We start from the raw sequence: 8,105 nt of genomic DNA on the forward strand, positions 1-8,105 counted from the left end.
AGAAGACGGCGGGGGCCATTGGTTCGGAGCGTCAGACCTTGAAGAGCGCCGGACCGTCCAGCGCCTGGACGTCGGCCGGGCGCAGCGCCAGGGCGAGCACGTCGGCCACGTCGGCCAGGGTGTGCACGGTCAGCGCCTCGCGCACCTCGGTCGGCAGGTCGTCCAGGTCCGGCTCGTTACGCGCCGGGATGATGACCTCGGTGAGGCCGGCCCGGTGCGCGGCGAGCAGCTTCTGCTTCACCCCGCCGATCGGCAGCACCCGTCCGGAGAGCGTCACCTCGCCGGTCATCCCGAACTCGGGGCGGACCGGGCGACCGGTGACCAGCGACGCCAGGGCCGTCACCATGGTGATGCCGGCGCTCGGGCCGTCCTTGGGCACCGCGCCCGCCGGGAAGTGGACGTGGATCCGGCGCCCGGCCAGGACGTTCGGGTCGATGCCGAACCGCCGCCCGTTGGAGCGCAGGTACGACAGCGCGATGTGCGCCGACTCCTTCATGACGTCGCCGAGCTGGCCGGTCAGGGTCAGCCCCGGCTCGCCCTCCATGCTCGTCGCCTCGATGAAGAGCACGTCCCCACCGGCGCCGGTGACGGCGAGGCCGGTGGCCACGCCGGGCACCGCGGTGCGCTCGGCCGACTCCGGGGTGAACTTCGGCCGCCCCAGGTAGCCGGTGAGGTTGTCGGTGTCGACGCGTACCGGCGACGGGTCGGTCGCCAGCGTCACCGCCACCTTGCGCAGGATCTTGGCCAGCGCCCGTTCGAGCTGCCGGACGCCCGCCTCCCGGGTGTACTCCCCCGCGATCAGCGCCAACGCCTCGTCGGCGACGCTGACCTCGTCGGCGGTCAGACCGGCCCGCTCCCGCTGCCGGGGCAGCAGGTGGTCGCGGGCGATGGCGACCTTCTCGTCCTCGGTGTAGCCGTCCAGGGTGACCAGCTCCATCCGGTCCAGCAGGGGGCCGGGGATGGACTCCACCACGTTGGCGGTGGCCAGGAACAGCACGTCGGACAGGTCCAGGTCGACCTCCAGGTAGTGATCCCGGAAGGTGTGGTTCTGCGCCGGGTCGAGCACCTCCAGCAGGGCGGCGGCCGGGTCGCCGGCGTAGCCGGCGGCCAGCTTGTCCACCTCGTCGAGGAGCACGACCGGGTTCATCGAGCCGGCCTCGCGCAGCGCGCGCACGATCCGGCCGGGCAGCGCGCCCACGTAGGTACGCCGGTGACCGCGGATCTCCGCCTCGTCGCGGACGCCGCCGAGCGACACCCGGACGAAGTTGCGCCCGAGCGCCCGGGCCACGGACTCGCCGAGGCTGGTCTTGCCGACCCCGGGAGGACCGGCGAGGGCGAGCACCGCGCCGGAGCCGCGACCGCCGACCACGCCGAGGTTGCGCTCGGCCCGGCGGTTGCGCACCGCGAGGTACTCCAGGATGCGGTCCTTCACGTCGGCCAGGCCGGCGTGGTCGGCGTCGAGCACCGCCCGGGCCGCGGCCAGGTCGGTGTTGTCCTGGGTACGCGTACCCCACGGCATTTCCAGCACGGTGTCCAGCCAGGTGCGGATCCAGCCCGCCTCCGGGGAGGAGTCGCTGGCCCGCTCCAGCTTGCCGACCTCGCGCATCGCCGCCTCGCGGACCTTGTCCGGCAGGTCGGCGCTCTCCACCCGGGAGCGGTAGTCGGCCGAGCCGTCGGGCTCGTCCTCGCCCAGCTCCTTGCGGATCGCGGCGAGCTGCTGGCGCAGCAGGAACTCCCGCTGCGACTTCTCCAGGCCCTCGCGGACGTCGCTGTTGATCTGCTCGGTGACCTCCTGCTCGGCCAGGTACGCCTTGACCCAGCCGACCAGCAGCTCCAGCCGGGCGGTGACGTCCGGCGCGGCGAGCAGCTCGGTCTTCTGGTCCAGGGTCAACCAGGGCGCGTAGCCGGCCGAGTCGGCCAGCTCGGACAGGTCGGTCATCCGCTCCACCGCGTCGATGACCTGCCAGGCGCCTCGCTGCTGGAGCACGGAGGTCACCAGGGCGCGGTACTCGCGGGCGAGTTCCCGGGCACGGCCGGCGGGAGCGGGTTCGTCGAGTTCGGTCGCCTCGACCCAGAGGGCCGCGCCGGGGCCGGGCACGCCGGAGCCGATCCGGGCCCGGGACAGGCCACGGACCACGGCGGCAGGCTCACCGTCGGGCAGCCGGCCGACCTTCTCGATGGTGGCGACCACGCCGACCGGGCCGTACTCGCCGTCGATACGCGGCACGGCCAGCAGCTTGCGGTCGCCGGTCGTCCGGGCCGCGTCGATGGCGGCCTGGGTGGTCGGGTCGAGGGTCACCGGGATGACCATGCCGGGCAGCAGCACGGCGTCGGTCAGGGGAAGTACCGGAAGAGTTGCCATCGAACACCTGCTATCGCGTTGAGTTGAGCGTATCTCACTCAAGTAACAAAGCGTTCCCCTTGTTCCGAGGTGTGACCCAGACCACTGCCCGGTGCCGGCGGGCGAATCGGCAGCACCAGCTCCCGGACCGCCCGGATGCCGCCGGCCAGCGCCACGGCGACGGGAATGGCCAGGCTGGTCAACGACAGGGCGAGCACCACCCGGGCGGGCAGCCCGACACCGACGGCGAGCGCGGTCAACACCGTGCAGACCACAAGCTTCACCCGGGTACGCGACAGCGGGACGACGGCGGTGTCCCGGACGGGCGCGACGACGGACATGCGCTTCTCCTCCTCGTTTCCTGGGTGGGCCGGTCCCGTCCCGTGCGGGGCGGGCGACCCGACGAGACGATCTCAGGTGAGCTTGCTCGTGACGGTGTCCACGGCGCTGCCGGCCATGCCCGGGTTGGTGCCGTACAGCCGCGGGTCACCGGGCGGCAGCACCGGCTCGGGGGCGTTCGCGCGCGGATTGTCGTCGTAGCGGAACTCGCCCCTGCCGTCCGGCGCGGGCCCGGACGCCCAGCGCCCCTGGGCGGCGTCGGTGCCGGAGGAGAAGCCCAGGTAGGTGTAGCCGAACTCGTCGGTGAACTCCCCGGAATCCGGGAAGGCGTCCGGCACCGGCATGTCCTCCAGGCCGTCCTCCTTGAGCTGCTCGATGGCGGCCAGCCACATGAGCACCGTCGACGTCGCCGAGGAACTGCACGTCTCGGAACGGACGGTGAAACGGATGACCGCCGCGCTGCTGCGCAAGCTGCGGGTCTCCAACCGCGCGGAGGCGGCGGCCATCGCCGGCCACGCCGGCCTGCTTACCGATTGACGCGGCGGCAACGCCCGCGATTCCGCGTCGGTTCGCGGTTTTGTGCGCCACTCAATCGCGACGCGCCGAATGAATGGGACGCATATTGTTGCGGATTCCCCGGGTGGTAGGTCAGACTTTGGACACATCCCGCCACACACAGGGAGTAATCGGCAATGGCGAGAAAAGTAATCACGGTCCTGACCGACGACCTCGACGGCGGGAAGGCCGACCGGACGGTCGAGTTCAGTCTCGACGGCGTGGCCTACACGATCGACGTCTCGGACGAGAATGCCGGCGTCCTGCGTAAGGCGCTGGACCCGTACATCAATGCGGGTCGGCGGATCGGTCGGGGCCCGGCGGAGAACACACGGACAGTTCGGCGGCCGGGGCGACCCAGCGGCGCCGGAATGGACCGCGAGCAGAACCGGGCGATCCGGGAATGGGCCGTCAAGAACGGCTACAAGATTTCCGAGCGGGGCCGGATCCCGGTCGAGGTCGTCGAGGCGTACAAGAGCCGCTGACACACGGCAACAGCGAGCGACGGGGTCCCGCCGGAAACGGCAGGACCCCGTCGCTGTGTGCGTGGCCGGCCACCCGGGGCTGTCCACCCCGACTGGCCGGCCGACTGTCGAATCAGTTCACGTTGATGCGGATCGAGTCGAAGGCGGGGGTCTGGTTCGCCCGCTCCATCATCGGCAGACGGTGCGAGCCGTCACCGGCCCAGACCGAGCACTGCGCCGTACCCGATTCCGGCAGGCCCGGAATCTGAATGGTCACGTCGTCCGGCTGGGCGCCACCGCGACCGTCCTCGGTCGCGACGAAGAACGCCGGCACCTCCTGCGGCTCCGGCGGCGCGGTCAGGCTGTCCAGCATCCGGCAGGCGGTGTGGAAGTGACCCCGGACCAGGCCCTGGGCGTTGAGCAGCGAGCTCTCCACGTAGTACCCACCCTGACCGGCCGCGAGGAAGCGGTCACGGACCAGGTTCTTGGTGCTGACCCGCAGGGTGAAGGGCTGGTTGCGGCCGACCTGCTGCGGGAACTGGGTGATCAGCAGCGACGGGTTGTTGGCGGCGGCGCCGACCTCACCGAACTCGGTGCTCACGCACCGGTTGCCGTTCTGGAAACCGTTGTGCGGCTGCAACTGGCTCTCGTCGCAGTTGTTGGCCAGCACGCCGAGCCCCGCGCCCGGGGCGGTGCCGCCATTGTTCCCGCCGTTGTTGTTGCCGCCGCCGGTGTTTCCGCCACCGCCGGTGTTTCCGCCACCGGTGTTCCCACCGTTGTTGTTGCCACCGCCGGTGTTCCCACCGTTGTTGTTCCCGCCACCGGTGCTGCCGCCGTTGTTGTTACCGGTCGGCTGCACCTGGCACTCGGCGAGCTGCGCCAAACCCTGCGGACGCGGTCCGACCCGGTCGATAGCGGTCGTGATCCGGTCCAGCACCGCCTTACGCTTTCCGGCCAGCGGCTGCAGGATCGCACTGCGGATGAAATCGGCGCCCTTGTTGCCCTCGGCGGCCAGCCGTCGATCGGCCTCGGCGATCTGGGTCTGCAACTGTGCGAGATTACGGTCGACCTCGGCTCGCGCCCGATCCGGCACCTGCGGCAGCTTGGCCGCCACATCGGGACAGGCGACGGCCGAGCCGGTGCCCACCGTGCCGTCCTTGGCGTCCTCGCACTCCGCCACCGACTCCTGACCGTCACCCCAGTGGTTACGCACCCACCGACCGTTCTGCCAGGTGCGGCTGGTCGAGGCGCCACTCGGCGCGGTCGAGCCCGGGCTCGGCTCCACGCACTGCCCGGCGGCTGGCCGGGGCTTGTTCGTCCGCCGGTCCTGGGCCGACGAGATCTGGGTGACGGCGACTACTCCGCCGAAGACCACGAGCGTGCCGACAACGGCCAGCAGACGCTTGCTCCGCGCGATGCCGGGTGACCGGCGCGCCCGAGTGGACCTGCGCATCGAATTGCTCTCCTTCTCGATCCGGTAGTGGATTCCTGCCCTCGGCGGACCGACGGATGTGAGATGGCACGCCACGGCGGCGACCACCGCGACCTACCCGGTAACGTGTCGATGGCCGACGATGCCCTTTCCGCACCGTCTCCCGCGTCCGGTCGACGCGGTTGGGGAGATCCTCTTCATTCGCGCAGGAGTACGGGACGGCGATGGGGAAGGTTCAACCCGCGCACAGGAAAATTTGCTCCGCCCCCGAGCGGATCGGGTGCGGAGCAGGGTTCAGCAGGGAAAGTGGCCGGTCAGTCCGCGCAGAGGTGGTCGAACGCGAAACCGCCCACCAGCTCGTCCCGCCGCCGGCTCAACGCGACGATCTCCGTGGTGAGGTCCGCGCGCGCCAGCAGGTCCGGGCCGTCCGGCCGCACGGCGCGCAGCCGTTCGCCGACCGCGACGGTCGCCAGGTCCTCGGCCAGCCGGGCCGCGTCGACGCCGCAGGAGAAGCGCTGCGCGGTCACCGAGACCCGCTCAACCAGGCAGGCGTCCGGGCGCACCTGGACCCAGCTCCAGCCCTCCGCCGGGCCCTCGGCCCAGTGCACGTGCAGCCCGCGCACGATCGGGTCGGCCAGGCGCCCGGCCACGTACGCCTCGACCGCCGCCGCGCGGGTCAACGTGCCGAGGTCGTTCACCGGGCCGGTCCGGCCGTCCGGAAGCCGTCCGAGGATGTCGCGGAATCCCACCGGAGCGGGCTCGTCCCCGGTGCCGCCCGCCGCGTAGGCGCGCGCGTCGACCACGTACTCGACGAGGCGCCGGCCGTGCTCGGCGGCCCGCAGCGTCGGTGACCCGATGCGCAGCACGGGCAGTCCGACGGCCGCGCTCACGGCGTCGGTGAGGCGCTCGACGCGCTGCTCGGCCGACCCGGCAGGCGGGACCGGACCGATCGCCACGGCGACGACCGGCCGCCCGGTGTCGGCGGCGCTGACCACGAGGTCGAACGCCGCCCGGCTGGCCGAACCCCACTGGCTGCCCGTGACGCCGGGCGGACGCCCCTGCACCAGCTCGCTGAGCCGGCACGTCCCGTACACCCGGTGGCCGGCGCGGTCGAACAGCGCGTCGCGTCCACCATCGGCGGGCATCGCCCGCAGCCAGCCGCGGCCGTCACTGCTCGTCATGTGCCTGATCCATCCGCCGGTCGGTCGAACCGCGCCGAGTCTAGGCGGTCGATCACCCGTCCCGGTGGAGCGGCCCGGCCGGCTGCGGAGCGCCGAGCCCGCTGCCCTAGCGGCAGACCGCCGTGACGACGACGGGGGCCTGCGGCAGGGTCGGCGGATGGCAGTTCCCCGGCGCTGCCGGCCGCCAGGCCGCCGCGACGTTGTGGACCGGATCCTCCGGCCGGTACGCGGCCCACCGGGACAGGTCGTTGCCGCCGTTCAGGCCACTGGCCAGCAGCACACTGGGGGAACCAATCCGGAGCGCGGCCAGCAGCAGCCGCATGCCGACCGTCGGATAGCCGAGCGCGGAGCATGCCTCGTCACCCTCACGCCAGCACGTCCAGGCGAGGGTCGGGTCGGCGATCGCCTGATCCGGGTACGGCGCCGAGAAGAGGTCGAATACCACCGTCTCGCCGAAGATGGTCCGACCGACGCTCTCCCAGAAGTCCATGGCGTACGCGGCGTCGGGCATCGGCTTGGCGCAGACGGCACGTTCGTCCCGGCAGGTCGCCTCCGGCCCGGTGTAACGGCCGTGGCTCCAGCCGAGAGCGACGATGGGCGTGATGCCGGCGGCCGTCAAGCGTTGCGTGTACGCGACGATCTCCTGTCGGTACGGCTGAGCGCCGTAGCGGGGGTCCACGTACGACAGGCCGAGCCAGCAGGCCTCGTTGAGCGGGACGTACGCCGCCTGGACGCCGCGTGCGACGAGCCCGGCCACGGCGGTGGCGTCGACCGGGCCGTCCCAGATGCCGCGCCCCTGCACGCAGCGGGCCTCCGCACCGGTGCGGACGAGCGGCGTCAGGCGTCGAGGGGCGGCCGCGTCAATGACCGGGGAGATGCCCCAGAGCTGGTCGCGCACCACGCTGACGTACGGCGCCTGCCGCTCCTCGCCCGGTGTCAACACGCGGACGAGCGACATCCCGTTGATCTGCGTAGCGCCCTGGTCGTCGTACGCTCGGGCGTAAAAGCTGTAGTAGCCGGCCGGCAGGTCACGCCACCGGGCGGTGTACGGCGCGGTCGTGTCGGTGCCGAGCGGGGCGAGATCCGCCTGGCTGCTCGAGCCGAAGAACTCGACGCGGGTGATCCGCCGGCCGGGCGCGGGCGTGGCGGCGGCTTCCACGGTGATGGTGGCCGGGGCGAAGAAGTGGTCCCCGCCTTCCGGCCTCGTGATCTGGACGGACGGCCGGTTCGGGTCGGGGCCGGGGCTGGGTGATCCGCTCGGCTGCGGACTCGGCGAGACCGGCGGCGGGCTCGACGGGGGCGTCGGCGTGGGCCTGGGCAGCACGGTCGTGCAGGTGACGCCGTTGAGCCTAAAGGTCTGCGGCCCGCCGATCCGCACCCCGTGCGTCATGACGAATGGAAAGGACACCTGCTGGTCCGCCGGCAACGTGACACCGGGCAGGTTGCGGATCGTGACCTGCCCGCCGTGCTGTTCCCAGCGCACACCGTCGACGTTCTTGATCTGCTCGGTCGGGTAGCGCAGCGGGAAGCTCAACGTCCACTTCGTGAGTGGCTGACCGACGCTCAGCACCGTGAGGTCGCCGCGCAGCATCGACGGGTACTGGTAGCGAACCTGGAGCTGCGCCGCACACCCGCTGGCGGCGGACGCCGGGAGGACCACGGCGAGAACACCCGAGGCGGCAGCGAGCGCGGCGACGGCCAGACAGACGACCCGGTGCCTCATCAACGACCCCCGTCATCGACATTCGTCACTAGGATCGTCGTCCTGACCGGCGCCGGACGTCAAGGCCGGC

8 protein-coding genes are annotated in these 8,105 nt (G+C 71.9%); 2 read left to right on the forward strand and 6 right to left on the reverse strand.

Features of this window, described 5'->3' with window-relative positions; all coding sequences use genetic code 11:
* Nucleotides 1-31: 31 nt before the first annotated feature.
* The 3 genes from lon to AB0J68_RS21605 form a co-directional block, all read right to left on the reverse strand.
* Entirely contained in the window at nucleotides 32-2,362 is a 2,331-nt protein-coding gene (gene lon / locus AB0J68_RS21595; RefSeq protein WP_363940190.1) for an endopeptidase La, read from the reverse strand.
* A 38-nt stretch (nucleotides 2,363-2,400) separates the two neighbouring features.
* Nucleotides 2,401-2,682 (reverse strand): hypothetical protein, encoded by a 282-nt coding sequence (locus tag AB0J68_RS21600; protein ID WP_363940192.1) that lies wholly within the window; start codon nucleotides 2,680-2,682, stop codon nucleotides 2,401-2,403.
* Nucleotides 2,683-2,754: 72 nt separating this feature from the next.
* Complete coding sequence (locus AB0J68_RS21605; RefSeq protein WP_355068355.1) at nucleotides 2,755-3,072, reverse strand: manganese catalase family protein; 318 nt, start codon at nucleotides 3,070-3,072, stop codon at nucleotides 2,755-2,757.
* Between AB0J68_RS21605 and AB0J68_RS21610 the strand changes: the two genes are divergently transcribed.
* Nucleotides 3,071-3,217, forward strand: coding sequence for a LuxR C-terminal-related transcriptional regulator (locus tag AB0J68_RS21610; protein WP_355137218.1), 147 nt, complete (start codon nucleotides 3,071-3,073; stop codon nucleotides 3,215-3,217). The two genes, AB0J68_RS21605 and AB0J68_RS21610, sit on opposite strands and share 2 nt — an antisense overlap.
* 155 nt (nucleotides 3,218-3,372) lie before the next feature.
* A complete protein-coding gene (locus AB0J68_RS21615) occupies nucleotides 3,373-3,720 on the forward strand; it encodes an Lsr2 family protein (RefSeq protein ID WP_007460530.1) in 348 nt (115 codons plus the stop codon).
* A gap of 112 nt (nucleotides 3,721-3,832) precedes the next feature.
* Here the strand turns inward: AB0J68_RS21615 and AB0J68_RS21620 are convergent, their stop codons facing one another.
* The 3 genes from AB0J68_RS21620 to AB0J68_RS21630 form a co-directional block, all read right to left on the reverse strand.
* Complete coding sequence (locus tag AB0J68_RS21620; RefSeq protein WP_354858988.1) at nucleotides 3,833-5,152, reverse strand: hypothetical protein; 1,320 nt, start codon at nucleotides 5,150-5,152, stop codon at nucleotides 3,833-3,835.
* Nucleotides 5,153-5,445: 293 nt separating this feature from the next.
* Nucleotides 5,446-6,312, reverse strand: a complete 867-nt coding sequence (locus AB0J68_RS21625; protein ID WP_363940194.1) for a hypothetical protein — start codon at nucleotides 6,310-6,312, stop codon at nucleotides 5,446-5,448.
* A gap of 106 nt (nucleotides 6,313-6,418) precedes the next feature.
* Entirely contained in the window at nucleotides 6,419-8,035 is a 1,617-nt protein-coding gene (locus tag AB0J68_RS21630) for an Ig-like domain-containing protein (protein ID WP_363940195.1), read from the reverse strand.
* Nucleotides 8,036-8,105 lie beyond the last annotated feature (70 nt).

The organism is Micromonospora sp. NPDC049580 (assembly GCF_040675595.1).
GTDB lineage: Bacteria > Actinomycetota > Actinomycetes > Mycobacteriales > Micromonosporaceae > Micromonospora.